General features: G+C 32.3%; 2 protein-coding genes. One reads left to right on the forward strand and one right to left on the reverse strand.

The window, feature by feature from the left end:
• Window positions 1-61 precede the first annotated feature (61 nt).
• Window positions 62-1126: a ThiF family adenylyltransferase gene (locus ACFIKE_RS09210; RefSeq protein WP_375649484.1), complete on the reverse strand. Its 1065-nt coding sequence runs from the start codon at window positions 1124-1126 to the stop codon at window positions 62-64.
• A gap of 802 nt (window positions 1127-1928) precedes the next feature.
• Here ACFIKE_RS09210 and ACFIKE_RS09215 point away from each other — a divergent pair.
• On the forward strand, window positions 1929-2483 hold the full coding sequence (locus tag ACFIKE_RS09215) for a hypothetical protein (RefSeq protein ID WP_375649486.1): 555 nt from the start codon (window positions 1929-1931) through the stop codon (window positions 2481-2483).
• Window positions 2484-2664: the final 181 nt, after the last annotated feature.

The raw sequence follows: 2664 nt of genomic DNA on the forward strand, positions 1-2664 counted from the left end.
CCGATCAGCATGCGGACAGCATTATAGGATCCATAGTTGAGAGCAAGGGTGCGCGGTCTGTTCATTGTGTTGTTCCACAAACCTTACAGTGAGGATTTTTCTTTAGAGAACGCTCTTCTGTGAAAAGTTGGCTGCTCCATATCCCCACACGGCGATCAGTGGAAAGAAGGCTTCCATAACCACCCAAAAATTTAAGAGCATCATTAGCACACATGGCAGCTGAAAGTGCATTAACAGGGGGAAATGTAGCAACTTTGAAGTTATTATTAATCATAACACAAGCTTCATAAATAAGATGATCACTTTTTGCCGGAAGATTGCCTATAGACGAGCTACATGCGTAACAACCAGTTTTCTTAAGTATGTAAAATGGACCAAAGACGGCTATATCATTAACATAACCGGAATTTATATAGGCTTGTTTGTTTTTTACACACCATTCATTGATCCATAGGCCTAGCTGAGCAGGTGAATCAGCAGAAATGATCCATAAATCAGCTTTGGGTAATTTGTTGATATTCTCTTTTTCAGTAATCAACATTTGTAATTCATGAACTTCAATTTGGCTGTTTCTCCGCATCAGCTCACGTTTAAGAACTGTTATTTTCGGAAAACTGATATCTTCTTCAGTAAAAAGAATTTGTCTGGTAAGGTTGGTCATCTCGATCACATCATTGTCAACAAGAGTCAATTTTCCAACGCCAGAGGATGCAAGCATTGCTGATACATGATTACCAATCCCACCACCCCCTAAAATGACAACACTTTTTTGCAAAAGAATATGCTGAACGGAGGTTGGATGCATACCATAGCTTTGATAATGGAGATGACTTCTGGAATAGCGATTATTGAGGATATTGTCTGATGTTTCAGCTTTGACAAGAAAATGGTTAGAAACAAGAAAATCAAACGCACGGTCAAAATTTTCTTTTAACATGATTAATGATAGTGAATTGTAAACTTCATCTACTGTCTTTTTTTTGATCCATTGTGCTGCAATAAGCACTAAGTTCTCCCAAAAATTTTTATCATTGATAATAAACTGCTTTGAACCTGCACCAAAAATAGCATCCTTTTCACGAACAACAACACGTGTGTATTTTCCTAAAATATATTGTTGTTTCATTTCTCCTCCCCACTTGTAGAGCAAACCAACTTTTCCCTGAAAAATAACTTCAGGTAAATTTCTTTAGTCATTAATTACATTCTGTATGATTCATGATGTCCTCCCCGTTATTGATGCTTTCATTATTCACCACATTACATGGGAGGAGGGCCCTATATAAAAATGTAAATACACTTTTATGATGTAAAGTAAATATTCCTACATCAAATATTGATGAATGTACATTGAGAAAAGAACGCATCTCATCAGTTTAAAACTCTATGATCTTTATTAACTTAAAAGTAATAGCATAAAATATAATATAAAAAATGAATAAATTTTAATTTATCTAAAAAACACAAACTTTTTTATTGCTGCTACTGATAAAACAAACAAATCTATATTATAAAGTAGTCGATAACTACATTGATTGTGGTTATCCGTTTTGTATACGCATCATTTTATAATTGTTAATATATTTATTAATCAAAATATTATTTTTGAAGCAATTGTAATATACTATTAAAATATTTTAAAGTTACCTATAAAGTGATTAAATTGCTTCTATAGAGATATAAAGCTATACAGAAAAATCTATGACTATTTTATTGAATAAATTATTTTTTATAGCTTTATTCTGTTTGTTAAGTATTTAATTTTTGTACAATTTATCCCTTTTTATTTTTATCATATATTATTTTAAATAGATTTAATAAATTTCATTATTAATTTTTCAATACAAATTTAATTGTTTATTTTAATTTATTGCATACGAGAAAATAAAAAATGTTTACAAAAAAAAGTTCTGTTGAGAGAAGGCTTATTGCTTATCATATTTTTGCTAACATATCTTTTATCTACCTCGCATGGCTATACGGGTATAGATAAATTATTTTGTTCCCAAGCTGTTAAGGAACGTGATGATGCGGTTCAGAAGTTGGATTCAGCAAAGTTTGAAAAAGACAATGCGGAGAGAGGATGGAACGATACAATGCAAATATTGGGGGTGTCGGTAGAGGACTTGAAGAGAATAGCTTTTGAACAGCAGGCACTCTATTTTGCATTGCTGAAAAATATGCCAAATAACAAGCAACTAACTTATAAATATGAAATAACGCAAAAGCGGAATGCTGCAATTTTTGAACGGCTCGAGAAGGTTTTTACTTTATTTGAGCATGTTGAGAAAAGAACAGAGGCTTTTCGAGAATTAAATGAAGCAAATAAGCTTAAGGATCAGTCTCAAGCATTACATTATTTAGAAGTGATTTCTAAACATCATGAACATATTGATAAATTAAATCAAGAGATTAAAAGGATAGATCACAAAGTTGATAATTTAAATAACAGGCTTCAAAGTTTGAGGAAAATATTTCGATAAGAAACGAAAAGTTATTCATTTAGAAGACACGTTTGAGCAACGAGATAAAGCTCTTACAGCACAAAGAAGGAAAGAAAAGTGACGGCTCTTATGGCGCTTTGCGAATGACAAAAGATGAGCTCATTCTCTCCCATGGGGAAAATCAAATTCATTTGAGTGAAAAAGGTTTGGTGCTTTCTCA

The organism is Bartonella sp. MU70NMGDW (genome assembly GCF_042194085.1).
Classification (GTDB): Bacteria; Pseudomonadota; Alphaproteobacteria; order Rhizobiales; family Rhizobiaceae; genus Bartonella; species Bartonella grahamii.